This is a genomic window from Candidatus Saccharibacteria bacterium (genome assembly GCA_034521515.1).
GTDB lineage: Bacteria > Patescibacteriota > Saccharimonadia > Saccharimonadales > JAXHMH01 > JAXHMH01.
In genome coordinates this window covers 74273-99172 of sequence record JAXHMH010000004.1, presented here as the reverse complement: position 1 = coordinate 99172, position 24900 = coordinate 74273, and the positions used below count along the sequence as shown (strand labels likewise).

The 24900-nt window shown below is 43.9% G+C and carries 28 protein-coding genes; 2 read left to right on the top strand and 26 right to left on the bottom strand.

Features of this window, described 5'->3' with window-relative positions; translation table 11 throughout:
* Window positions 1-3: 3 nt before the first annotated feature.
* From rpsN to rplC, 14 genes are all read right to left on the bottom strand, one after another.
* Window positions 4-273: a 30S ribosomal protein S14 gene (gene rpsN, locus U5K77_04280; protein MDZ7744942.1), complete on the bottom strand. Its 270-nt coding sequence runs from the start codon at window positions 271-273 to the stop codon at window positions 4-6.
* A 103-nt stretch (window positions 274-376) separates the two neighbouring features.
* Window positions 377-976 carry a 50S ribosomal protein L5 gene (rplE, locus tag U5K77_04275; protein MDZ7744941.1) on the bottom strand — a complete coding sequence of 200 codons (600 nt, stop codon included), beginning with the start codon at window positions 974-976 and terminating at the stop codon, window positions 377-379.
* Window positions 977-1097: 121 nt separating this feature from the next.
* Window positions 1098-1451 (bottom strand): 50S ribosomal protein L24, encoded by a 354-nt coding sequence (gene rplX, locus U5K77_04270; GenBank protein ID MDZ7744940.1) that lies wholly within the window; start codon window positions 1449-1451, stop codon window positions 1098-1100.
* Entirely contained in the window at window positions 1451-1819 is a 369-nt protein-coding gene (rplN, locus tag U5K77_04265) for a 50S ribosomal protein L14 (GenBank protein ID MDZ7744939.1), read from the bottom strand. The genes rplX and rplN overlap by 1 nt, the downstream gene beginning before the upstream one ends.
* Window positions 1816-2127 carry a 30S ribosomal protein S17 gene (gene rpsQ / locus U5K77_04260; protein MDZ7744938.1) on the bottom strand — a complete coding sequence of 104 codons (312 nt, stop codon included), beginning with the start codon at window positions 2125-2127 and terminating at the stop codon, window positions 1816-1818. Before rpsQ ends, rplN begins: the two co-directional genes overlap by 4 nt.
* Complete coding sequence (gene rpmC / locus U5K77_04255; protein ID MDZ7744937.1) at window positions 2127-2327, bottom strand: 50S ribosomal protein L29; 201 nt, start codon at window positions 2325-2327, stop codon at window positions 2127-2129. The genes rpsQ and rpmC overlap by 1 nt, the downstream gene beginning before the upstream one ends.
* 2 nt (window positions 2328-2329) lie before the next feature.
* Entirely contained in the window at window positions 2330-2743 is a 414-nt protein-coding gene (gene rplP, locus U5K77_04250; protein ID MDZ7744936.1) for a 50S ribosomal protein L16, read from the bottom strand.
* On the bottom strand, window positions 2743-3375 hold the full coding sequence (rpsC, locus tag U5K77_04245; protein MDZ7744935.1) for a 30S ribosomal protein S3: 633 nt from the start codon (window positions 3373-3375) through the stop codon (window positions 2743-2745). The genes rplP and rpsC overlap by 1 nt, the downstream gene beginning before the upstream one ends.
* Window positions 3375-3812, bottom strand: coding sequence for a 50S ribosomal protein L22 (gene rplV / locus U5K77_04240; GenBank protein MDZ7744934.1), 438 nt, complete (start codon window positions 3810-3812; stop codon window positions 3375-3377). Before rplV ends, rpsC begins: the two co-directional genes overlap by 1 nt.
* On the bottom strand, window positions 3812-4087 hold the full coding sequence (gene rpsS, locus U5K77_04235; protein ID MDZ7744933.1) for a 30S ribosomal protein S19: 276 nt from the start codon (window positions 4085-4087) through the stop codon (window positions 3812-3814). The genes rplV and rpsS overlap by 1 nt, the downstream gene beginning before the upstream one ends.
* 12 nt (window positions 4088-4099) lie before the next feature.
* Window positions 4100-4936: a 50S ribosomal protein L2 gene (gene rplB / locus U5K77_04230; GenBank protein ID MDZ7744932.1), complete on the bottom strand. Its 837-nt coding sequence runs from the start codon at window positions 4934-4936 to the stop codon at window positions 4100-4102.
* Entirely contained in the window at window positions 4936-5280 is a 345-nt protein-coding gene (gene rplW / locus U5K77_04225) for a 50S ribosomal protein L23 (protein ID MDZ7744931.1), read from the bottom strand. The genes rplB and rplW overlap by 1 nt, the downstream gene beginning before the upstream one ends.
* A complete protein-coding gene (gene rplD, locus U5K77_04220) occupies window positions 5277-5918 on the bottom strand; it encodes a 50S ribosomal protein L4 (protein MDZ7744930.1) in 642 nt (213 codons plus the stop codon). The genes rplW and rplD overlap by 4 nt, the downstream gene beginning before the upstream one ends.
* Window positions 5918-6529 (bottom strand): 50S ribosomal protein L3, encoded by a 612-nt coding sequence (gene rplC, locus U5K77_04215; GenBank protein MDZ7744929.1) that lies wholly within the window; start codon window positions 6527-6529, stop codon window positions 5918-5920. Before rplC ends, rplD begins: the two co-directional genes overlap by 1 nt.
* A gap of 327 nt (window positions 6530-6856) precedes the next feature.
* On the opposite strand from rplC, the gene U5K77_04210 reads away from it, so the two are divergent.
* Window positions 6857-7396, top strand: coding sequence for a hypothetical protein (locus U5K77_04210; GenBank protein ID MDZ7744928.1), 540 nt, complete (start codon window positions 6857-6859; stop codon window positions 7394-7396).
* A gap of 79 nt (window positions 7397-7475) precedes the next feature.
* On the opposite strand, the gene U5K77_04205 is transcribed toward U5K77_04210, so the two are convergent.
* Window positions 7476-9128, bottom strand: a complete 1653-nt coding sequence (locus U5K77_04205) for an FAD-binding oxidoreductase (GenBank protein MDZ7744927.1) — start codon at window positions 9126-9128, stop codon at window positions 7476-7478.
* 79 nt (window positions 9129-9207) lie between these two features.
* Here U5K77_04205 and U5K77_04200 point away from each other — a divergent pair, with 79 nt between their 5' ends.
* Window positions 9208-10407, top strand: a complete 1200-nt coding sequence (locus U5K77_04200) for an FAD-dependent oxidoreductase (protein MDZ7744926.1) — start codon at window positions 9208-9210, stop codon at window positions 10405-10407.
* Here U5K77_04200 and U5K77_04195 read toward each other — a convergent pair.
* The 11 genes from U5K77_04195 to U5K77_04145 all read right to left on the bottom strand — a co-directional run bounded on the left by U5K77_04195 (window position 10397) and on the right by U5K77_04145 (window position 24853).
* Window positions 10397-10675 carry a hypothetical protein gene (locus tag U5K77_04195; protein MDZ7744925.1) on the bottom strand — a complete coding sequence of 93 codons (279 nt, stop codon included), beginning with the start codon at window positions 10673-10675 and terminating at the stop codon, window positions 10397-10399. The genes U5K77_04200 and U5K77_04195 overlap by 11 nt on opposite strands.
* A 255-nt stretch (window positions 10676-10930) precedes the next feature.
* Window positions 10931-11278 carry a 30S ribosomal protein S10 gene (gene rpsJ, locus U5K77_04190; protein MDZ7744924.1) on the bottom strand — a complete coding sequence of 116 codons (348 nt, stop codon included), beginning with the start codon at window positions 11276-11278 and terminating at the stop codon, window positions 10931-10933.
* 649 nt (window positions 11279-11927) lie between these two features.
* Window positions 11928-13109, bottom strand: coding sequence for an elongation factor Tu (gene tuf / locus U5K77_04185; protein ID MDZ7744923.1), 1182 nt, complete (start codon window positions 13107-13109; stop codon window positions 11928-11930).
* 192 nt (window positions 13110-13301) lie between these two features.
* The gene (locus U5K77_04180) at window positions 13302-13556 is read right to left on the bottom strand and encodes a hypothetical protein (GenBank protein MDZ7744922.1); all 255 of its coding nucleotides are present in this window, start codon (window positions 13554-13556) and stop codon (window positions 13302-13304) included.
* Between the two features lie 37 nt (window positions 13557-13593).
* The gene (locus U5K77_04175) at window positions 13594-13821 is read right to left on the bottom strand and encodes a hypothetical protein (GenBank protein ID MDZ7744921.1); all 228 of its coding nucleotides are present in this window, start codon (window positions 13819-13821) and stop codon (window positions 13594-13596) included.
* 3 nt (window positions 13822-13824) lie between these two features.
* Window positions 13825-15906 carry an elongation factor G gene (gene fusA, locus U5K77_04170; protein ID MDZ7744920.1) on the bottom strand — a complete coding sequence of 694 codons (2082 nt, stop codon included), beginning with the start codon at window positions 15904-15906 and terminating at the stop codon, window positions 13825-13827.
* A complete protein-coding gene (locus U5K77_04165; protein MDZ7744919.1) occupies window positions 15907-16209 on the bottom strand; it encodes a hypothetical protein in 303 nt (100 codons plus the stop codon).
* Window positions 16210-16347: 138 nt separating this feature from the next.
* The gene (rpsG, locus tag U5K77_04160) at window positions 16348-16824 is read right to left on the bottom strand and encodes a 30S ribosomal protein S7 (protein ID MDZ7744918.1); all 477 of its coding nucleotides are present in this window, start codon (window positions 16822-16824) and stop codon (window positions 16348-16350) included.
* 103 nt (window positions 16825-16927) lie between these two features.
* On the bottom strand, window positions 16928-17341 hold the full coding sequence (rpsL, locus tag U5K77_04155) for a 30S ribosomal protein S12 (GenBank protein MDZ7744917.1): 414 nt from the start codon (window positions 17339-17341) through the stop codon (window positions 16928-16930).
* Window positions 17342-17444: 103 nt separating this feature from the next.
* Window positions 17445-21272: a DNA-directed RNA polymerase subunit beta' gene (gene rpoC / locus U5K77_04150; GenBank protein MDZ7744916.1), complete on the bottom strand. Its 3828-nt coding sequence runs from the start codon at window positions 21270-21272 to the stop codon at window positions 17445-17447.
* A complete protein-coding gene (locus U5K77_04145) occupies window positions 21272-24853 on the bottom strand; it encodes a DNA-directed RNA polymerase subunit beta (protein ID MDZ7744915.1) in 3582 nt (1193 codons plus the stop codon). The genes rpoC and U5K77_04145 overlap by 1 nt, the downstream gene beginning before the upstream one ends.
* Window positions 24854-24900 lie beyond the last annotated feature (47 nt).

Below are 24900 nucleotides of genomic sequence, written 5' to 3'. Positions count from 1 at the left end.
TTCCTACCAGCTTGATTTAGTAACGCCTGGTATTTCTCCCTTACTTGCGTGCTCACGAAAACTAATTCGGTTTAAACCAAATTGACGCATATAAGCATGCGGACGTCCGGTTTCGGCGCATCGATTCTTCCAACGAGTCGGTGAGCTGTTTCGAGGTAGCTTATGTAAACCTTCACGATCCCCCATAGCTTTTAATTCAGCTCGCTTGGCGGCATACTTTTGAATCATTTTCTGTCGTTTGGCATCACGTGCCACAATTGCTTTTTTGGCCATTATTCAGTCTCCTTATCTATACATGAAACAAACCTACGGTTTTTCTCATCGCGCAGGGCTTGAAATGAATTCAAGCTCTGGTTGCTAATTTCGCTCAAACTCATTACTTAGCCCCCTTACTTTGCTGATTAGATTTCTCAAACGGCATACCAAACTTCTCTAAAAGTGCCCTGGAATGTGCGGCTTCTTCGCAATCAACAACAAATATTGTCTGTAAGCCATGCGTTGTAGTCGTCTCATCAAAAGTTAATTCCGGGAAAACGGATTGGTCAGGAATTCCTAAGCTAAAGTTTCCAGATTTATCAAACGATTTTGTACTTACGCCATGGAAGTCACGCAATCTCGGAAGCACTATATTTATGAGTCGATCCATGAATTCATACATTTTATCGCCACGTAAAGTTACCTTTATGCCGATCTTATTTCCTTCACGCAATTTAAAACCTGCGATTGAAGCTTTGGCGTAGGTATCAACCGGCTGTTGTCCGGTTATTTTACGGATTGTATTGCCTGCTACTTCTATAGCCTTTTTGTCGTCTTTAGCCTTCCCAAGACCTACGTTAATAACAATTTTCTGTAACATTGGTACCTGGTTAAAGTTCTTAAGACCGAGCTCTTTTAGTAGTTCCCTAGCATAGGTGTCGTTATACTGCTGTTTCAGACGAGCAGTAGCTATTGGTGTCTTTGCTTTAGTTTCAGCCATTATGCAATCTCCCTTCGGTCACTTGTAGGTGTTAGTCTGTATGTGCTAGGTGTCGGAAGGCTCATAGAAGCTATAACCTCTAACCTAAAACCAAAAACCTGATGTTGGGTGGAACAAAACATCATTTCACCTCCTTGCCAGACGTCTTAAGAACACGCTTCTTATTACCGTCTTTATCAATTTCAAAGCCAATTCGCGACGGTTTCTTATTGACAGAGTCATACATCGCTACCTTACTTACTGATATTGGTTTAGTTATTTCAATAATGCCGCCTTGTGGATACGCCTTGTTAGGCTTTTGGTGTTTTTTGACAATATTAATTCCTTCAACCGTTACAGTATTTTCAGTCGGGTGTACCGCTGTAATTTTACCGGTTTGCCCTTTATGCTTACCGGAACGAACAATTACAGTATCGCCTTTTTTTAATCGAATTTTATATACCTTCGAACTTTGTACTTTATACTTTGTACTCATTATAGTACCTCCGGAGCTAGGCTGATTATCTTGGCGTAGCCCTTGTCTCGTAGCTCACGAGGTACCGGGCCAAATATTCGGGTTGCCTTTGGTTGTTTGTCATCACCGATTATTACTGCAGCGTTTTCATCAAATCTAATTGTTGACCCATCTTTACGTCGAATAGTATCTCGAGTTCGGACAATGACAGCTTGAACAACTGTCTTCTTTTTGACATTCCCTGTTGGACTGGCTTGTTTTACTGAAGCTACGATAGTATCACCAACACGAGCGTAACGCCTTTTGGTGCCACCCAGAACTCTAATGCAAAGGATTTCTTTTGCGCCGCTGTTATCGCAGACGCCTAAACGTGATTCTTGAGAAATCATGCTTGCTCCTCCTGTTCGTCTTTCGACGCAACGCCAGGAACTTCGATCGAAGCTTCAGTGTGTTGTATAGCTGCGCGATTTAAAATGTCTTTCAATATAAATCGTTTACGAGCACTCAAAGGTTTAGTTTCTTCAATTAGAACCTTGTCACCTTTTTTAGCCTGATTAGTCTCGTCATGAGCCATAAAATTCTTTGTAGAAACATATTGTTTTTTGTAGATAGGGTGCGTTTTGTGAGTCTGCACAGTAACAACGATTGATTTATGTGCTTTATCAGACGAAACAACACCAACAAATGATTTAGCCATTAGATGTTCTCCTTTGTGAGTTGCTCGCTGAGGACGGTCAACATACGAGCTAGATCTTTTCGTTTCTCACGAATAATGCGGTTATTTTGTAATTCGCCCATGTGAAGACGTCGCTTTAGTTCAGCGATTTCATCACGCAATTTAGTACTCTCGGTAGTCAATTCAGCGGTTGATAATTTACGTATTTCCATAATCTTCATGGTTACGCCTCCTCCTTGACTAGAAATTTGGTTCTAATCGGTAACTTATGTGCGGCTAGTCTCATTGCTTCACGAGCAGTAGCTTCTGGTACTCCCTGCATCTCGAACAAAATTGTGCCTGGTCGCACCTTAGCAACGAAAAACTCGGGGTTACCTTTGCCACTACCCATTTTTACGTCCTGTGGTTTGCGTGAGACAGCAGTATGAGGGAATATCCTGATCCAAATCTTACCGCCGCGCTTTATATGGCGTGTCATCGCTTGACGAGCAGATTCAATTTGTCGAGCTGTAATCCGATCCATTCCTTGAGACTGTAATGCGTACGTCCCAAAGGCAATCTCGTGTCCCGACGTAGCGACACCACGAATTTTTCCTTTACGGATTTTGCGGTATTTTGTACGCTTAGGCATTAACATTAGCTTGCTTCTCCTTTGTAAATCCACACTTTCACGCCTATGATCCCTGAATTTGGATATTGCGCACGCGCTGCATGATAGTCAATATTTGCTCGTACAGTGTGTAGTGGCACGCTGCCTTGAACCTCTTTTTCGCGACGGGACATCTCGTTACCGCCCAGGCGCCCAGACAACTCAATACGAACTCCTTTTGCGCCAGCTCTCATAGTTGCTGCTGCTGATGATTTCATAGCACGACGGAACGATATTCGTCGTTCTAATTGATGTGCAATGTTTTCGGCTACTAGTTTTGCATGCAGCTCAGGTTTTTTAACTTCTTCAATGTTTACTCGAGCTGGAATGTTAAACACTTTTTCAATTGCTGTTTTTAGCTCTTGTGCACCCACACCACCGCGTCCAATCACTACTCCTGCCTTAGCAGTACTGATAGTAACCGATACAAGGTTAGGCGAGCGTTCTATATCAACAGTATTAATTGCCGCCCGTGATCCTAGTTTGTCTTGAATCATTTTACGAACTTTTAGATCCTGGGTAAGGACTTTTGCGTAGTCACGTTTATTGGCAAACCATTTACTTCGCCAGTTTTTAGTCACTTGGAGGCGCATGCTAATTGGATTTACTTTTTGTCCCATTATTTGTCTCCTTTACTCTGAGCGTCAGTCGCAGAGTTCTTGGTTGAGGTACGCTTTGCAGCCGACTTACCCTGGGCTTGTCGAACTGGCTTTTTACGTTCTCGTTTATCGCCATCAACTTCTATAAAAATATGTGACGTTCGGTGCATGTACGGCAACGCCCTACCGTGAGCCGCTGGTCGAAATCGTTTATAGCGTGGTCCGGGAGTTACAGTTATCGTAGATATACGAAGAGAGTCGGGCTTATAGCCATGGTTATTATCAGCATTAGCTTGAGCTGATTGGATGACAGTTTTAACAGCTTTGGCCGGACGACGCGGTGTATGATCCAATATTGTTATAGCATCCGCTACTGTCCGTCCACGAACAAGCGCAGCTACCACGCCGACTTTGCGCGGACTCAAACGTACGCCTTTTGCTGATGCTTTAACACTCATTACTTGCCGCCTTTCGCGAGCTTACCGCCATGACTACGGAATTTACGTGTCGGCGCGAACTCACCTAGCTTATGACCTACCATGTTTTCGGTAACAAATACCGGCACATGCACTTTACCGTTGTGGACTGCTATAGTACGGCCTACAAATTCTGGCGAAATCGTGCTGCTACGTGCCCATGTTTTAATGATGGTACGATCATCAGAACCCAATGCGGCCACTTTTTTGGCAAGCTTCGGATCTACGAATGGTCCTTTTTTCAGTGAACGACTCATATTGCTTACTCCTTATTTCCTCTTGGCCGCATGTCGACTGCGGACGATAAGTTTATTATTTCGCTTACGTGATCGGGTCTTGTAACCCAAAGTTGGCTGACCCCATGGCGTACGTGGATCGCGTCCCACTCCATGCGAACCTCCGTCACCACCACCGTGTGGGTGATCTGCGGCATTCATAACGATACCTCGCACAGACGGACGAATACCTTTACGGCGATTTCGGCCAGCTTTTCCGATCTTAATATTCTGATGCTTTTCGTTGCCGATAGCTCCCACATGAGCCATGCAATCCAAAGATACTATACGCACTTCGCCACTTGGTAACTTAACATGCGCGTACTTACCTTCTTTGGCAGTTAATTGGGCTCCATTACCTGCTGATCGAACAAGTTGCGCACCTCTACCGGGTTGCAGCTCAACGTTATGCACCACGCTACCAACTGGAATATTCTTTAACATCAGTCGGTTCCCAACTTCTACGGCTACTTCATCACCAGCCGCTATTTTTGTTCCGACACTCATACCTTGTGCAGCAATGATGTAGTGTAGTTTACCGTGTTGATCCTTAATGCGTGCGATTCGAGCGCTTCTATTTGGGTCATATTCAATTTGCTCAACGACAGCCTCGGTTCCAGGCGCAAGGCTAAAATTAACAACTCGGTAAAACTTACGCGCACCGCCGCCTTTATGTCGTGTAGTGATTCGACCCTGATTGTTGCGACCACTTTTTTGCTTTTTGGTGACTAGCAATGATTTAACAGGTCTTTTTGAAGTCACCTTAGAGAAGTCCTGGGTTGTCATGCCGCGCTGGCCTGGCGTAGTTGGTTTCATCTGTTTAATCGCCATTATTTAGCCTCCTTTTTCGCGGCTTTTTCAGCCTTCTTTTCAGCTTCTTCGACAGCCGCAAATACTGGGATTGAGTCCTTGCTATCAAGTACAACGTAAGCCTTTTTTACATCTGACTGACGCCCAGCTATAGGGCGTCCACCGCGCCGAACAGTTCGTTTTGATTTACCCTTGATGTTGGTGATGTTAACATCTGTTACCTTGACACCAAACTGCTGCTTTACAGCATGAGCAACCGTAGTCTTGTTCGCATCTTTAGGTACATCAAATACATAGACGTTTTTTTCTTGTGATAAGGCGTAAGTTTTTTCACTCATTCGTGGCTTTAGAGTCATTATCTTCATTTATTGTCTCCTCTTAGCCATGTTGAAATTTGCTCAAGTGCTGGGGCTGTAATAACTACATGATCGGCATTTATTACATCAAATACATTTAAATACATAGCTGAAACCAATTTTACGCTCTTAAGATTAGACAGTGCTCGCTCAACCGTTGTTTCCTTGGTTGGAACAACTAAAAGAACATTTTTAGGAGCACCGATTTTCTTGAGTAAAGCTGCTGCTTCGGATGTTTTGGAATTTTTAACTGCAAAATCGTCAATGACAATTAGCTGATTTTCTTTTGCAGCTAGGCTTAATGCCTGGCGAAGAGCCGTGCGTTTGGTATTTTGGGTTAATTTCTTGATATAAGTCTCAGAACCATTCGGCCCAAACGCAATACCGCCTCCTCGCCAAATTGGATTTCGGCTAGAACCAAAACGTGCACGGCCGGTACCTTTTTGCCTCCATGGCTTGCGTCCGCCTCCGCTTACTTCGCCACGTTTTTTGGTAACCGCTAAATTTTGTCGACCATTCGACAGGTAGGTTTCGTAAACCTGTTTTAATAAATCATGTGACTTGACTTCAACTTCAAACACTTTTTTATCGAGTTTTATCGGTGCAGTGGCCTTGTTGCCTGTCTTGGTGTAAGTTGCTACAGACATTATTTGGCCTCCCTGATTATCACTATACCTTTGCGGGGTCCTGGAACTGCTCCGGCAATGCCTATGACATTATGTTCCGCATCAATCAGTGCAACGCGTAGATTACGAACTGTCACTTGTTCGCCACCCATCTGTCCAGCCATTTTTTTGCCTTTAAAAATACGCTGAGGATACATTGAACCGATTGAACCCGGTTTACGTACATTGCCGTTTCCGCCGTGTGTTTTGCGTTGTTGATGAAAATTGTGACGTTTAATAGTGCCGGCAAAACCCTTACCTTTACTGGTTCCGGTGATATGGACGGTGTCGCCAACTGAAAAAACCTCAGCTGTTAGATGGTTACCAACGGTGAGGTCTTCTGATATTTCTTCTACACGGACTTCTCGTGATACTTCCGGCATAACGTTAGATTTTTTAAAATGTCCTGCCTGCGCTTTGCCGTGTTTTTTTGTACCCATACCAATCTGGACAGATGTGTAACCATCTGTCTCGTCGGACTTCACCTGTGTAATGGTATTTGGGCTAGCGGAAAGCAAAGTTACGGCTTGAACCGTACCATCATCATTGATAGTGCTAGTCATGCCAACTTTTCTGGTGATTAAAGCTTTCATAGCGTCCCTTAATATTTAGATTTATCTTTGATGCGTTTATTAGCGCACTCGTAACATACTGGTCTGTGGTGGTTTCTACCTCTGATTTGGTAGACCTGCAACATCAACCATCCCGTCTGGAATTTTTATATACCAAAACAGATTAGCACTTAACGCCTACTCCTGTCAATATGTTGTTCATTCTACATATATTTTTTTACAATAAACACTATTACGGTAAAGATTTCAAATATTGATTTCAAAGCTGCGCTAAATCCACCGACACTTGCAAAGTGTCACGCTAATGCTTATTATACGATATATAAAGTAACAACGGAGTCATAAACTATGGCAAGACAGAAAGAATCACTAAATAAACTGTTCGTATCGCTTGGAATCGCTAGAATTAGCGTTGGCCTGGTGTTTTTATGGGCGTTTCTTGACAAATTAATTGGGCTTGGTTTTTCCACTTGCCGAGATGCGGCGACCAATGGCATTAACGTAATGTGTGACAGTGCAGCACTACAGGGCGGCTCGTCAACCACTGGATTTTTAAAGTTTGGCACTCAAGGACCATTCGCAGACTTTTATGCAGGTTTGGCTGGAAACGGTTTTATTGATTTGTTATTTATGACGGGTCTTCTTGGTATAGGTGTTGCGCTAACATTTGGAATCGCAACAAAACTAGGAACTATCAGTGGTGCAGTTATGCTCATGATGATGTGGACTGCAGTGCTACCACCAGAACATCACCCAGTATTAGATGACCATGTAGTCTACAGCGTCCTACTAGCAGCCATCTACTTCGGTGACAACAATCAACGACTTGGCTTTGGTAAACAATGGAAGAAAACTGCTTTAGTGAAAAAGTTCCCTATACTCAGCTAGCAACTAAACTTCCAGCTAATACTGAAAAATCCTCGGTTATATACACCGAGGATTTTTATTTATGTATAAGTATTGATATCTAGAAGCTCTTGCGAACATGGTTGATACTATATTCCCACTCAGCATCAGTCTTTTTATGTGGATTGAATATATTGGTTGGGTCAAATATTGACTTTACCTGTTTAAAGTATCCCAGAGTTTTGGCTCCATACATTTGCTCTAACCACGGGCCGCGTATCATACCATCGTTATGTTCACCTGATAACGAACCGCCAAATTCTAAAACTAATTTATTGACTTCTCTCATTGCTGGCTCTAGTTTGTCTCGTTCACTTTGTTTCTCAATTTCCATAAGCGGAATAATATGAAAATTACCATCACCCATATGACCAGCAATGGTTGCAAGTAGCTTATACCGCTTCATAATTTCTCTCACCTTAGGTAAAAATGCTGGTAGGTGATGAGGTGGCACTACAAGATCGTCAATGAATGGTGCAGTATGCTTGTCTTTAACCTTTTTCCTTAGCAAGTTAAAGCTCTCTCTGCGCATAATCCAAAATTTCTTGGCTTTGGCCTCGGTCTCATCTTCTTCGAACAATGCTTCATGGTTGTAAGGCTTTAGTGCAGTACGCATATTGTGAACTTTTTGCTTAACCTCGTCTTTGGTCTGGCCATTAAACTCAATCAGTAAGACCATTTTCGGTATGCCGCGGAACATCATAAGAGCATTCGGTATAAGTTGCAGACCTAGTTTCATCATGCCAAACCAACCAAGTGTTTTTCTAAAGTAAAAGAACAGTTTAATACTAAGCATCAATGTATAGTTGTCGAAACCTTCGAAAGTAGCAGGTTTATGTCGCAATACATCATTTATTAATTTTCCAAGATCGCTAATGTCTCTTAGAAATACAACAAGAGTTCCGGAATGTCTCGGTGCGGGCACGAGTCGAAATGTTATATCGGTAACTATACCCAAAGTACCCTGTGAACCGACTATCAACTGAGTCAAATCAAATATACCCGTATCCCTATCCCAAACATTCCATATATGGTATCCGGTGGAGTCTTTACTTACATTAGGCTTAGCAGCTTTTATTTCGTCATAATTATTTTCTACTAGATCAAATACTTGCTTATAAAATCGACCCTCGAATGTATTCTTTTTCATTATTTTATCGAGTTCAGGCTTTTTTAGAGGTTTAATGGTGTACTCATTACCATCTGACAGCACTACCTTTAGCTCACGTACGAAGTTTTCAGTCTTGCCGTACTGAAGTGATTTTTCTCCTCCGGAGTTATTAGCAACCATGCCGCCAATCGTACACAGCCCTCTTGAGGCAGGATACGGTGGCAATAAAGCACCATGTTCAAGTGTTGATACCTCAAAATCTCGATAATAAACTCCTGGCTGCGCGTGCGCTGAGGTCGACGTGACTTCGTGAATAGCATTAAAGTACTTCGTCATGTCTAGTACTATCGATTCGCCTATTGCCGCACCGCCCATATCAGTACCTGCACTTCGAGCTGTAATTGCGGCATTTTCTCCTGATTGTTTGGCTTTACGTATGATGTTAACGACACTCTGAACGTCTGAGCTATCCTTTGGAAACACCACAGCTTGGGGTACAACCTCAAACAGACTGGCATCGTGACTGTAAGCATTCTTAATTTCTGCTTCAGTGCTAACCTCACCAGTAATTTGTTTTTCTATTTCTTTTATATATTTTGTCATTTCACTAATAGAGTAACCGTTACCGTGATTCTGTGCAACTACTTGTATACAGGCTACAGATAAAGCTATAGTATTACTAATGCTTAGATTAATTATTGTCGGCGGCGGGTTTGGAGGTTTAGCTCTTGCTAAGCAACTCCGTTCTCGCAGTGACGTTCAAATTACGCTTTTAACGGAGCGACATGACTTTCGCTATTGCCCCGCCCTGTATCGTACTGCCACAGGCTTTACAATGCGCGCTTCCTCCATACCGATTAAGGATATAACTAAACCATTAAAAAATGTAGAAGTTATATACGGTCGTGCCAAACACATTGATATGAACAAACATATCTTAACTACTGGATCCGGTAAGTCGCTACACTACGATAAGGTCGTTCTTGCACTAGGCTCCGTACCAGACTATTTTGACACACCAGGTATCAAACAAAACGCCTTTAGCGTGACTTCCCCTGATGAAATTTTAGATTTACGGAAACACCTACACGATTTCATGACAACAGCACACAATTCCGAGCATAGTTACGTTGTTATTGGAGCTGGAGCAACAGGTGTAGAAGTATCGGCAGGTTTAGCATCGTATGTACAAAAGATAGCTAAAAAACATAAAATCAAGCATCCCAAGGTACAAATTGACCTTGTTGATCGTTCAGACAAACCGCTACCAAACTTACCTGTTAGCACGTCAAAGCATGCTCGACTTAGGTTGAAAAGGTTAGGTATACGATTTTGGCCAAAAACCAATGTAAAAAAAGAGACCTCTAAACAACTAGTAACCGATAAACATTTATTTGATACCAACACCGCCGTATGGTGCGCCGGAGCGAAATTACCTTCATTTTATAGACAAAACAACCAGTGGTTTGGTATTTCTAAACGCGGTAAAATACTAGTAGACAATTACCTGAAAGTTCACCCCGATGTCTTTGTTATTGGGGATAACGCAGACACTGCTAACAGTGGTTATGCGCAAACCGCAGTACACGACGCGGGTTACGTAGCAAGCCAATTACAGCGCCAGTTAAAAGGCAAAAAACTTAAAAAATACAAGCCCCGTAGCCCAATCGTGGTCGTTCCGGTTGGTAATAAATGGGCGCTACTTCACTACAGAGGTTATTCTTTAAGAGGAATTACTGCTTCTGTAATACGGGACTTAGCAGACTTATTTGGTTATTTAGATATCATGCAGCCCAAGAAGGCTATAAAAATATGGCGAGCACGTAATGACACCGAAGAGTATTGTGCTATTTGTCTCAATAACAAAACGCTTAAACGGTAAAGTAAAACCCTACACCAAGCAAAAAACTAACCGCTCCAGACAATAACAAAACTGTGTAATCAAGTTTTCTATCAAGACTAAAGTGTTCGTGACTAGCAAATAGCAACCCTAGTGCTGGCCCAAAGGGCAGTAAGAATACTACATTACCTAACGCATCAACGAACCACACCCACTGCATTCCTAGCAGCAAATACAAAAGTATTTTTAGTACAAATACGCTATCTTGGTTATTGGATGTTTTACTGTGTTTTTTTGGTTTGTTTGCCACAATATTAATATGGTATCACAAAGCTACAGAAGCAAGTGCTACATCTTAATTTCAGCCTCATTCCGTCAGTAAATACTACACATTACTGCGGGGCAAGCACCCAACTTGCTACATTTTTATTTCGGCGCCCGCCTGTCTGTCTGACAAGACGGGCAGGCCCGCCTGTCTGTCTGACAAGACGGGCAGGCCCGCCTGTCTGTCTGACAAGACGGGCAGGCCCGCCTGTCTGTCTGACAAGACGGGCAGGTCGCAGCCTTACATCTTGATTTCGGCGTCACAGCCGGCAGGCAATGAGAGATTCATGAGTGAGTCAATCGTCTTCGGTGTTGGCTCTAATACGTCGATAAGTCGTTTATGAACACGCATCTCAAATTGTTCGCGGTGTTTTTTATAAACGTGAGGGCTTTTAACGACCGTAAATACTGATCGCTTAGTTGGCAATGGGATAGGTCCGGCAATTGTAGCACCGGTACGAATCGCTGTATCGACAATCTGTTTTGTGGATTGATCTATTACTTTATGATCATACGCCTTTAGTCGTATACGTATGCGCTGCTTTACCTCGTTTTTAGCGGGGGTTGATGATTTTTTGGCTTCAGCCATGGACAACTCCTTTCAGTAGTTGTAGTCTCTGGTCTTTTGTTTCTAGTCTCTAGGTTCTCTAGTGACAAGCAACTGGTAACTGGAGACTTACCGGTGTATCGTAACCTCTTCCGGAGTGATGAGTGACCGGACGAGTTCTCGACACGATTAATTTATGTATCGATTTTACAACAAATTAAGAGTTTCGTCTACAACCAATTATACACTTTGCTGCCGTAGTCACCTGCAAGCTGTGTTCTCAATACTGAAAGTTGGATTGTCCCGGGTCTGAGGAACTCACACACGGTTCTAGTTTTTGATTTCTTCCGAGGACGACGCAGCTGACAGAGTTGAGTGCAGTTTGTGATTTCTCTTGAGTAACGTAAGCGAGACGTATACTAATACGTTGAGTGCGTAACAAAATCCCCGTGCACAATGTAACGCCTGGAACGCTTCTGAGGGATTCACACACGGTGCTAGTTTTTGATTTCTTCCGAGGACGACGCAGCTGACAGAGTTGAGTGCAGTTTGTGATTTCTCTTGAGTAACGTAAGCGAGACGTATACTAATACGTTGAGTGCGTAACGGAAAGAAAATCGCGAAATGCCTCAAAAACAAAAAAAGAGGGAGTGATTTATTCACTCCCTTACTTTTTGTGCTCTGTTAGCTGCTACTTGTTGATTTTGGTTACTACACCAGCACCAACAGTTCGGCCACCCTCACGGATAGCAAAGCGAAGACCTTGCTCCATAGCAATCGGGGCAAGCAACTTAACCTTAAAGGTTACTGTGTCGCCTGGCATTACCATTTCTTTGTCTGCTGGTAGTTCAACTTCGCCAGTTACATCGGTTGTACGGATGTAAAATTGCGGCTTGTACCCTTTAAAGAATGGGGTATGTCGACCACCCTCCTCTTTTTTAAGAATGTAAACTTCTGCATCAAACTCAGTGTGTGGTGTGATTGAACCAGGTTTACAAATAACTTGTCCGCGTTCGATGTCATCGCGTTCAATACCGCGTAGCAAAATTCCGACGTTATCACCGGCTTGACCTTGATCAAGATTTTTCTTGAACATCTCTACACCAGTAACAACTGATTTACGAGTGTCACGAACACCAACAATTTCGACTTCTTCGTTAACCTTAACGACTCCTTGTTCGACGCGTCCAGTAGCAACCGTTCCACGACCTTTAATAGAGAACACGTCTTCAACCGGCATCAAGAAAGGCTTATCAAGATCACGCTTTGGCTCTGGAATATAATCATCCATCGCCTTAATAAGCTCCATAATAGCGTCTTCGTTCTCTGCATCACCTTCAAGAGCTTTGATTGCAGAACCTTTAACGATAGGAGCATTTTCATCAAACTCGTATTTACCAAGCAATTCGCGAATATCCATTTCGACAAGTTCTACTAGTTCCGGATCTGCAAGATCCATTTTGTTCATGAAGACCAAAATGCTAGGAACTCCTACTTGCTTAGCAAGCAAAACATGCTCACGCGTTTGTGGCATAGGGCCATCAGCGGCAGATACGACTAAAATTGCACCATCAACCTGAGCTGCACCGGTAATCATGTTCTTTACGTAGTCGGCGTGACCGGGCATGTCGACGTGTGCATAGTGCCGGTTTTCTGACTCATATTCCTGGTGAGAAGTTGCGATAGTAATACCGCGGGACTTTTCTTCCGGTGCATTGTCGATCTGATCATATGCAATTGGTTTATTTACGTCGCTCGGAAGCTTTTTTGCAAGCGTTGCTGTAATAGCTGCTGTCAATGTGGTTTTACCATGGTCAACGTGCCCCATAGTTCCAACGTTTACATGTGGCTTGCTTCGGTCAAAATCTGCCATAGTTAATAAATCCTTTCGTATTTTCATGATTCATGAAAATGAGTCATGAGGGTTTAATGAATTATTGTTGATAACGATTCGCGATCCATATTTGTTGGCACAAACCAACAAAAGCCCTCACGCGAGTTACCAATGTATAGTACCGAAGTTTAAGAGGTTTGTAAACCCTGTTGTGAGCAAACTTTCACAGCACTATACATCTGAGATTTCTTCATCTTCACTTACGTGCTGTGTTTCTGGCTCAGCTTCTTGGAAAGAATCAGATATAGTTTGCCAAGACGCATGAAATAATGAACTGGATACACCTACTATGAAGCGGCCAACCATAAACGGTTTTCTGAGTATATCGTTTCTTTCGCTATGCTTATTAAAGCGTTCGACGTGCGAATTTGCGTAACTCCAGTAAGCTTCTCTGAACGACTCTTTGTCCTGTATTTTTGAGTCCATTAATCTACATTAATGCATTTTTTTGAGCTAGGTGCAACTATTCACCAGTCGGTACGGCTTCACAGTTCTCTGCAGCAGTATCGATGTTTGTTGGGCAGTTCTCGTCATCACTGACTACTTTCCAGCCTCCGACAACAATAGCCATGGCAGCAAATCCCACCAGCATAGTTTTTGCAATTCTACCTAAATCAGGGTCACGAACTTCTAAATCCTCGTTGCTTGGATTATTTTCAGGTGACCCGGATGGGTGCATAGTAGCTTTCATGGTCTATTTTTTAGCCTGGATGGCTTCAGCAACATGGCCAGGGACATCGGCGTAGTGATCGAGCTCCATGCTTGAACTAGCCCGTCCTTGAGTACTGGAGCGTAAATTAGTGGTGTAACCAAACATTTCTGCGAGCGGGACAAACGCAGTTATTTCCTTAACACCGGCCTGCAAATCTTCCATGGATTCGATTCGACCACGCTTGGAGTTAAGGTCACCAATCACGTCACCCATGAATTCTTCCGGAGTAACAACCACGACCTTCATAACTGGCTCTAGCAGTGTTGGTTTGGCATGTTTCATGCCTTCTTTGAAGCCGATAGAACCGGCCGCTTTAAAGGCCATTTCAGATGAATCAACATCATGGTAGCTACCGTCATACAGTTCAACTTTAACGTCAACTACTGGATACCCAGCCACGACACCATTGTTCATAGCTTCTTTTATGCCCTCTTCAACCGGTTTAATGTACTCAGCCGGTACAACACCACCCTTGATTGAATTAATGAACTCGAATCCGGCTCCTTGTTCGTTTTGAGAAAGACGGAGCCAGACGTGCCCATACTGACCACGACCACCCGATTGGCGAATAAACTTACCTTCAGCCTCTACAGCGTCTTTACGGATTGTTTCACGGTATGCAACTTGCGGAGCGCCAATATTGGCTTCTACCTTAAATTCGCGTTTCATTCTATCAACCAGGATTTCCAGGTGTAACTCACCCATACCAGAAATAATTGTCTGGCCGGTTTCATCATCAACACTCACGCGGAAGGTTGGGTCTTCTTCTGCGAGCCGTTGCAAGGCTATACTCATTTTTTCTTGGTCAGATTTGGTCTTTGGTTCAATCGCGATAGAAACTGGCGGTTCAGGGAAGTTAATACTTTCTAGGATAATCGGGCTACCCGGATCGCACAATGTATTACCGGTGGTTGTGCCTTTTAGACCAACAATGGCGGCAATATCACCCGCACCAGCTTCATCAACCTCTTCACGCTTGTCTGCCTGCATGCGAACTATCCGCCCAACACGTTCTTTGTTGCCAGTCGACGAATTCAAAACATAACTACCAGCGATAAGTTTTCCTGAGTAAACACGGAAGTAGGCTAACTTTCCAACAAACGAATCGGTGGCAATCTTAAACGCTAAACCAGACATTGGCTGGCTCTCAGAAGGCTGGCGCTCATCTTTATCGCCAGTTTTTGGGTGAGTACCCCACACAGCACCACGATCCGGTGGACTAGGTAAATAGTCATTTACCATATTAAGGATCTTTTCAACGATAACGCCGCGAGCATCACCGCCAGTTACTGGGAAGAAATTACCAGATAGTGTAGCTGCTCGGATCGCGTGGTTGATTTCTTCTTCGCTCAAACCGTCTTCACCAACCTCAAAATATCGCTCTAACAAAGTTTCGTCTTCAGCAACAGCATTTTCGATTAACAAACTACGAGCTTTTTTAGCTTGATCAAGCATGTCTTCAGGTATGTCACCTTCTGTAAGGTTTTTGTCAGTAAAATCCTTGTAGCTATAAGTCTTCATACTGACAAGATCAATTACGCCGTTAATACTCTGCTCAAACCCAATTGGTAAGTGCACTGGGAAAGCTCGTTTGCTTAGGCGATTATGGATGGATTCTAGTGATTTATAAAAATCTCCACCGGTTTGGTTGATCTTATTTATCAAACAGATTCGTGGCACATTGTATTTATCAGCTTGGCGCCAGACAGTTTCGGACTGAGATTCTACGCCCATTTTACCGTCAAATACTACTACGGCACCGTCGAGTACACGAAGTGACCGCTCTACCTCAACCGTAAAGTCAATATGACCCGGTGTATCAATAATGTTAATCTGGTGATCTTTCCAGTAACAGGTAACCGCAGCAGACACGATGGTAATACCGCGCTCGCGTTCTTGAGCCATCCAATCAGTCGTGGTTTCACCTTCGTGAACAGCACCAATCTTATGCTTTAAACCCGTGCGGTATAAAATACCTTCGGTTGTAGTTGTCTTACCAGCATCGATATGTGCAATAATACCGATGTTTCTGATCTTACCCATTTCATATTTCTTCTGTGCCATCTAATATTCCTCAATTTTAACGCCAGCTCTTTTGGCAAGAACTGGGCATATTACTTTCTCTTTATTAAAAACATGGGCTTCACCATCATGCAACCGCTCGATACAGCGTGTCCCTGCCGAAATAACAAAAGCGTCATTTAGAACCCGCTCTGTTTCTTCTATTTCTGTAAAATGGCTTTCCCTATCCGACCAATGATAGGTGCCCCTGTTAATAGCACGAACGTGATTATCGTACGCTTCTAGAACTGCACAAGGTCTTTCTAAACAGGAGAGTTCAGGTGTAGCGACAAGAGACTCAGACATCTCTACCCCCTGATAGGTTTTGCAGATGGATGCAGTTTGGATTTTCTCCTCGAAGCACGCAAGAAACGGTACGTAAATTGTACCGTGAATGAGTACTGGAGTGGAAAAATTCAAAGTGCGCCATCTGCATAAGCTATCTTACCTTGCGAAGTGAGCGAAGGCCCTATTAGCTTCTGCCATCTTGTGGGTGTCTTCACGCTTCTTGACCGCATTACCGGTGCCGTTATAGGCATCGATTAGCTCAAGTGCGATCCGGTCAGCCATACTCATACCCTTACGAGCTCGTGCGGCCGTGACAAACCACATTATGGTCAGGTGGTTTTGACGTTGGCCTTTTACCTCAAACGGAATTTGGTAGTTTGCACCACCAACCCGCCGAGAACGAGTCTCAACACTTGGGCGGATGTTTTTCATGGCTGTATCAAACACTTCTAGTGGATTTTGAACCTTCAGCTTATCAGCCGCTTTTTGCATGCCATCGTACACCAAACGCTCAGCAAGCTGCTTTTTTCCGTTTAACATAACGCGATTAATTAAGCGCTGCACCATCACGCTGTTATACAAACGATCCGGCTTAATATCACGAACTAATGATGCAGTAACTTTACGCGGCATGGCACGCTCCTTCGGGTCGCTTAAAGTTCAAAGTTTGAGTATTTGAAATATGGTTCTTCTCTGAAGTTTGAAGTTTGAAGTTTGAAGTTTGCAGATAGTTCATCTATTTGGTCTCCTTTTTGGTGCCGTACTTGGAACGGCCTTGTTTTCGGTTAGAAACTCCTTGAAGATCAAGACTGCCACGAACCACATGGTAGCGTACACCTGGAAGGTCTTTTACACGACCCCCACGAATTAATACTACGGCGTGTTCTTGTAGATTATGACCCTCACCTCCGATATAAGCCCATACCTCATGGCCGTTTTGCAATCGAACGCGAGCGACTTTACGGAGTGCAGAGTTAGGTTTTTTCGGAGTTTTGGTAGTAACTTTAACGCAAACACCACGCTTAAACGGTGATGGTTTTTCGTAGTTCTTATTCTTAAGATTGTTAGTAATGCGCTGCAATGCCGGTGACTTTGACTTAGTCGTCACCTTCTTGCGCGGCTTGCGCACTAATTGATTGACTGTTGGCATTTATTCTCCTTAGTGTTGCATCCTTCTGCAGCATGTGAATGCCGACACACGGCTCAGGACACTTATATTGTTTAGTTAACTTTAACAGATTGGACTACAGAAATCAAGCTTCGTCGTTTCCTTCATCGAGTACGTCGGTATCAGTAAAACCATCGCCATCGACGTCTGGCAAGTAACCAGTACCTACCGGGATTCGTCGACCAAGTATGACGTTTTCTTTAAGTCCGTACAAGTGATCGACTCGACCACTGGTTGCAGCACCAATCAGAACTCTAGTAGTATCTTGGAAGCTTGCAGCACTTAAGAACGAGTCAGTACTCAACGACGCCTTGGTTATACCAAGCAACAATTGTACATACTTAACTGGTTTCTTACCTTCAGCAGCTAGTCGTTCGTTTGTCTCTACAACCGAAAGCTTGCTAACTGTATCGCCGGTTACAAATTCGCTATCGCCTGTTTCGTCTATTTGAACTCTGCTAAACATCTGTCTGACAATCACTTCAAGGTGCTTATCAGAAATGTTCTGACCTTGTGATGCAAATATACGTAAGACTTCATTCATTATATAGCGCTGAGTGGCTTCGACACCTTTAAGCTTCATCAACTCATGCAGATTAATCGATCCGTTTGTGAGCCGCTGCCCAGCCTCCACTTTGTCGCCATCTTTGACAACGATCTGTTTGAAACCAGGTATTTCATAACGCACAATACTTTTACTGTTCGGAGAAATAGAAATTAGCTTCTTGGTGAGGTGCACTTTACCGGCTACGGGGGCGATTAAAGGATCCGAGCCGTCTTCGTTTGCAGCAAGTACGTCACCATTTACTACCTCATTACCTTCAGCGATCTGAACATTTCTTTGGTCAATTTTCAGCTCGACTTTATCTTTATCATCCGCTGCAACTTGTACTATGTAGCGCTCACCTTCTTCCCAGGTGCTCACAACGCCGGTAATTTCAGAAAGGAATGCATGACCTTTTGGCGTTCGAACTTCAAACAACTCCTCAACTCGGGGCAGACCAGTGGTAATGTCCTCACCGGCCACACCACCAGAGTGGAAAGTTTTAAGTGTCAACTGCGTACCAGGTTCACCGATACTTTGTGCCGCAATTACTCCAATTGGATGCGCGATACTAACCAACTGTCCTGTTGCTGGATCAATGCCGTACGATTTCTGCGATACGCCACGTACGTTGGTACATGAAAGAACGCTCATTATACGGATACAATCAAGGCTTTCATCTTTCTCAATTTCGACAGCCACGTCTTCAGTAATCAGCTCACCTGCTTTAACATATTTTGCAATGTTTTCAGCCGCATATCGACCGGTTAGTCGTTGCGCATACGAAATACCGATTTCTTTAGCGTCGCTTCGATAGAGCGGAAATCCTGGGTCATCGCAATCTTCATCAATGGTAAAGACATCTTGAGATACATCAACCAACCGACGAGTCAAATACCCAGAGTCGGCGGTTTTCAGTGCGGTGTCAATCATACCTTTACGTGCACCTCGCGTGGCCGTAAAGTACTCTAGCGGAGTCAAGCCAGTCTTGTAGTTAGAACGGATTGGAAGTTCGATTGCACGGCCGCTTGCATCGGTTGTGACACCGAGCATACCTACCGCTGTTTTAACCTGGCCGATATTACCGCGAGCACCAGAAACAACGGCCACTGACATAGCGCTGTTCTCGTTAGTAAACTGCTCGCTAAGCACCGACTGAACGTTTGTATCAGTTTTCATCCAGTTATCAACCGTTAATCGGTATCGTTCCTCATCGGTGATAAACCCTTGGTCAAACTGATCGCTAATTAAAGTAGCTTTATCCTCTCCATCCTTCATAATCTTGTCCAAACCCTTAATATCTGTAAAGTCGGACAAGCCCATGCTAAGACCAGAGTGTGTAGCGAATTCCAGGCCAATATCTTTTAGGTCATCAGCAATTTCAGCTGTCTTAGATTGACCATACATCTGGTAAACTAACGCCATAGTGGCCGTAATTCGTTTTTTGGTCATTGCTTCATTGAGGTATGGGAAATCTTCAGGAAAAATTTCGTTGAACAAAATCCGTCCTAACGTAGTCTCACGTAGTTCACCTCTGAACGGAATCCGCACATTGCTTTGTAGACTAATATTGTTTAGATCATACGCCATTAACGCTTCAGCTACGTCAGTGAAGTCAAACACTTTACTGGCTATGTCACCGTGCTGATAGGTTAAGTAGTAGCAACCAAGCACAATATCTTGTTCTATATGAAGTACCGGAGAGCCGTCGGCTGGTTTTAACAAGTTTTTGCTGCTCACCATTATGTTTCTAGCTTCTGCCTGAGCTTCGTCCGAAAGTGGTAGATGTACTGCCATTTGATCGCCATCAAAGTCGGCATTGAAACCTTTACAGACAAGCGGATGTAATTGGATGGCTTTGCCTTCAATTAGTCGTGGCTGGAAGGTTTGAACCGAAAGTCTGTGCAATGAAGGAGCACGGTTAAGTAATACGTATTTACCGTGGATCACCTCATCAAGTGCGTCCCATACAGCAGTTTCGTTAGTTTCAATCATACGGGTTGCAGATCGAATATTATGCGCGTGCTCATTTGCTATTAAGTTGCCTATCACAAACGGCTTAAACAACTCTAGTGCCATCATTTTTGGCAGACCGCACTCATTAATCTTAAGCTCGGGACCGGCGACAATGACAGAACGACCCGAGTAATCAACTCGTTTACCTAGCAAGTTCTGACGGAAACGACCCTGCTTACCTTTAAGCATGTCACTAAGTGATTTAAGGCGTCGTCTTTGCCCAGTAGCTGCCACCGCCCGACCTGACCGGGCATTATTGTTGTCAATCAGCGCATCAACTGCTTCTTGCAACATGCGCTGTTCGTTACGGCGAATTACTTCTGGAGCATTTAATTCGATTAGTTTTTTCAGACGATTATTTCGATTAATTACACGGCGGTACAAATCATTCAAATCACTGGTTGCAAATCGTCCACCAGTTAGTTGCACCATTGGCCGCAAATCCGGAGGAATAACCGGCAACACAGAAACGCACATACTTGAAGGTTTGATATTGGCGTTTTGCATATTCTCAAGTAAACGAAGCCGTTTCATTAGCTTTTTCTTACGTTGACCTTTTGCCTCTTCTGACTCGGCTTGCAAGTCTTGAATAAGCTGATCAAGATCAATGTCTTCCAGCAGATCTTTTAGGGCGGCTCCACCCATACCAACTGTGACGACTTCCGCCAGTTCATCAGGAAGTGCCCGATAATCAGCTTCACTTATTAAGTTCATCTTAACCAGACTGTTTACTTGAGACCTGAACTCTTCAAACTCTTCAGTAATTTCTTCAATTTCTTTGGTCTGCATCTCAGCGAGAGCTTTGACATTAGCATCTTCAGCTTTTGCTTCATTCTCATAGCGTGATTTTATGGCTTCTTGCGCCGCGGCAAATTCAGCTTCTTTATCTGCCAAAAGCTGGTCTCGTTTTTCGATATCGACCGACTTTACGATATAACTCGCAAAATAGGTGACTCGCTCGAGATTTTTGACAGTCATGCCAAGCAGCAGGCCGATTGCCGACGGTGCACCACGCAAAAACCAAATATGGGTAACCGGTGCAGCGAGATTTATATGCCCCATTCGCTCACGGCGGACAATACTTTTGGTAACAATTTCACCTTTTTTGTCAACTGCGGCTTCTCGTGATCTAACACCTTTATACTTGGCGTCGTGTGGATTAATATCTTTAACCGGGCCAAATATCCGTTCGCAAAATAGTCCATCGCGTTCAGGTTTTTGTGTACGATAATTAATTGTTTCTGGCTTGGCAACTTCACCGTAGCTCCACTCAAGAATATCCTGTGAACTAGCCACAGCCAGCCGGACGGCATCAAAATCTGCAATATTGTTTCCTGTGTTATAGCCGCGCATTAATTGTTCTCCTTATCATCGTTTTGTGCACTTGTTGTATCTTCGCTTGCTTGATCTTCATCGTCAGTCGATGAAACAGTCGCGGTGGTCGGAATATCATCATCCAACTCCATAACCGTATACTCATCTGCTGCTGCATCTTCTGTAACATCAACATCCGACACTTCGGGGTCAGGTACTGCAACTTCAGCTTGATGCGCAGCTTCGTCTTTGATGCTTTCAGACAAGACTTTTTCGGCATCAACCAGATTGTCCGAATCAATCAAGTCAACTTTCAAACCTAGACCTTGCAATTCTTTTACAAGCACATTGAAGCTCTCTGGTACTTTTGGTCCGACAATTTCTGTACCTTTAATGATCGATTCGTATGCCTTACTGCGTCCGTAGACGTCGTCTGATTTTATTGTCAGCATTTCTTGCAGTGTATTGCTTGCACCATACGCTTCTAGTGCCCATACCTCCATTTCGCCGAACCGTTGACCGCCGTTCTGAGCTTTACCGCCCAACGGCTGTTGCGTCACCATAGTGTATGGACCAGTTGAGCGTGCATGAATTTTATCGGCAATCATGTGATTGAGCTTAATGGTATACATCGCGCCAACAGTAGTTCGTTCTTTGAAAGCTTGCCCGTTCCGACCGTCATACAGTTGTTGTTTGCCATCTTCAGGCAATCCAGCTTCTTTAAGCAGTTCTTGAATTTTCTTGGTTGAAACACCGTCAAAGGCCGGACTGGCTACTTTCAAACCAAGCTTATGAGCAGCCATCCCGAGATGTGTCTCAAAAAGCTGTCCGATATTCATACGAGACGGCACACCGAGTGGGTTTAAGACGATATCGACTGGCGTTCCATCTTCGGTAAACGGCATATCTTCAACTGGGAGAATCTTCGCAATCACGCCTTTGTTACCGTGACGACCTCCGAGCTTATCACCGACAGAAATCTTACGCATCTGAGCGACAAACACTTGTATTTGCATGATCACACCGGCTTTTAGCTCATGGCCGTTAGCTCGCGAAAACACTTTAACGCCAACAACTTTTCCGTGTTTGCCGTTGCTCATCCGTTGCGATGTGTCACGAACTTCTTTGGCTTTTTCGCCGAAAATTGCTCGCAGGAGGCGCTCTTCGCTACTTAACTCTTGCTCACCTTTAGGTGTAATCTTACCGACTAGTATATCGCCCGGGTGAACTTCCGCACCTATCCGAACAATGCCGTCATCATCAAGGTGTCGCAACGCGTCCTCGCTAACATTTGGGATATCGCGGGTGACAATTTCAGGGCCGAGCTTGGTTTCGCGGACTTCAACCATAAAGTCCACAATATGTACCGAGGTTAAAGTGTCGTCTTCGACCAACCGCCTCGAAATAACAATTGCATCTTCAAAGTTGTAGCCTTGCCACGGCATAAACGCTACCATCAAATCTTTACCAAGAGCTAGTTCACCTTCAGCAACTGACATTCCCTCGATAAGCGGATCACCAGCTTTAACCTTATCTCCACTATAAACAACAACCTTTTGGTTGATGCTGCTGCCTTCGTTGCTGCGAATGAAATGCTGTGGAACGTAGCTAACATTACCGTCTTTATATTTAACGACAACTTCCGAACCGGTAGCTTTAATAACTTCTCCATCATCTTTTGCAACCACAAGTTGACCGCTGTTGTGAGCTACGCGTGATTCCAGACCAGTTCCAACAATTGGTGCGGTTGGCCGGATTAATGGCACCGCCTGACGTTGCTGGTTGCTGCCCATAAGACTTCTATACACATAGTTTTTCTCAATGAATGGAATCAATCCGGCACTGGAGCCAATGATTTGACGCCGTGATGCATCAACGTGTGTAACCTCCTCAGCGTCAACCTCACCAGCGATTAAGTGGGTTCGAACACTAACACGGTTGTTTTTGAAGTAGTTATGCTCATCTAGTTCTTCACCGGCGCTGGCAATTGTTGCCTGTTTTTCTGCAGCAGCATCAAGATAAACCACTTCGTCTGTAACTTTTGATTTTACCGGCCAAGTCGTACGTGTCTTTATAGCTGCTAGTTTCTTAGCATCAGTTTCGCTAATTTTTGCGTCTTTCTTGACGATGACTTTGCCCTTGTCGTCTTCTAGGTCAACACTGGCAATGTGCCCGACAGCGTCTTTAGCCGTCACTGCGTTTATAACTTTACGATACGGTGTCTCAATAAACCCATAATCATTAATGCGAGCATAAGATGCTAGGTTTAATACCAAACCGATGTTAGCACCTTCTGGAGTCTCAACGGCACAAATTCGGCCGTAGTGCGTAGCATGTGCATCACGTACCTCAAAACCGGCACGTTCACGAGAAAGCCCACCAGGACCCATTGAACTCAAACGACGTTTATGAGCAAGCTCTGAAAGTGGGTTAATCTGATCCATGAACTGACTTAGCTGTGAACTCGCAAAGAACTCACGAACCGCCGCTACCACCGGACGGGCGTTGATTAGCTGTGCCGGCGTTACGGTTTCAATTTCACTCATCGACATACGATCTTTGGTGTTACGTTCCATACGCAACAGACCAATCCTGAATTGTCGTTGAACAAGTTCGCCGACAAGTTTAACGCGTCGATTAGCCAACGAATCGATATCGTCAGATGGATCTTGGGTGTTATTTAAGCGGATAATCTCGGCGATAATTGCCAATAAATCTTCGACCCGCATAATACGGTTTTCGATTGTATTGGGCAGATCAAGATCAAGTCGTTTATTGATTTTGTAACGGCCAACACGACTGAAATCAAACCGCTTGAAGTTATAGAACATGTTTTCCAGCAGACTGCGAGCGTTTTCTACCGTTGCCAAGTCACCGGGGCGTAGACGACGATACACTTCAATGAGCGCCTCGTTTGATCCACGGGACGGATCTTTCTCAAGAGTGGCATCAATATAGTTAAGTTTACCGGTATCAACGTGTTTAACGGCGTCACGCAACTGAGCTTCTGTCACACCGAGTGCTCTCAGTAGTGTCGTAACGGCAATCTTGCGTTTTCGGTCAATTTTTACAAACAATGCACCATTTGGGGCAGTTTCAAACTCCAGCCAAGCCCCGCGTCCTGGAATTACTTTAGCACCGTATAAATTGGTCGTACCGTGCAAATCACCTGTGAAGAAAACACCGGCAGAACGGATAAGCTGACTAACTACGACGCGTTCAGAACCGTTAATTACAAATGTACCGCGCTCTGTCATCCAGGGGAAGTCACCTAAATAAATCTCTTGGTTTTTCACCTCTCCGGTAACTTTATTTGTTAGTTCGACCGTTGCTTTAAGTGGTGCTTCAAAACTGACATTGTTTTCCCGCGCCTCGGTCTCGCTCATTTTTGGCGGTTCAAAACGATAATCTTTAAAATTTAGTGATAACTTGGTGTTTGTATAATCGTCAATCGGGCTAACTTCAGCGAGTAATTCACCTAGGCCTTCTTGTACGAACCACTGGAATGATTTGCTTTGATGGTCAACCAGATTAGGCATGTCCAGTATGTCGTCAACATCGTTATAAAATATTCGGTTATTTTTATTCTTGGTTTGCTTGGTCTTAGCGCTATTCGCCATTCGGCTCTCCCACTTAACATTAATAAAGTAACAGCTGTTTTTGCAGT